The 432-nt window shown below is 54.4% G+C and carries 1 pseudogene; it reads left to right on the plus strand.

The window, feature by feature from the left end:
* A pseudogene (locus BK665_RS34585) lies at positions 1-432 on the plus strand (DUF6933 domain-containing protein); the annotation flags it as partial.

The following is a 432-nucleotide window of genomic DNA, read 5'->3' on the forward strand; positions in this document are numbered from 1 at the left end:
ACTGCATGATTTTCGCGGACGCGAAAACGGCTGAAGTTGCCGGATTTATTCAACGCTTCTCTGATCGCTGGCTCTACGGCTTGATGCGCCATGCGACGCAGAATGATTTGTCTCAATGGATCGACGGCGATCTCATGGAGCAGGGTCATGAGCAGGCCTGTAGCGAGTATGATTTCTATAAGCGCCGGAATCGCGGTGCGCAAAAGCACATCGACGAAGTCTCTTGGATTTTCCAGAGTTACCCCGCCGAACGGGGCTCGCTACCGGCTGACGAATACGAGGCTGGCCGCTTCGACGCACGGAGGAATCACGCCCCACGGCTGAGTAAAGGCCATAAAGACTATTACTGGCCCGATGAAGAAATGATTGCGCACTGTTTACGCACTTACTCCGGCCAGGATGAACAAAGTGTTCAGGCTGCACGTGATCGGC

The organism is Pseudomonas frederiksbergensis (assembly GCF_003732665.1).
GTDB classification, from domain to species: domain Bacteria; phylum Pseudomonadota; class Gammaproteobacteria; order Pseudomonadales; family Pseudomonadaceae; genus Aquipseudomonas; species Aquipseudomonas frederiksbergensis_G.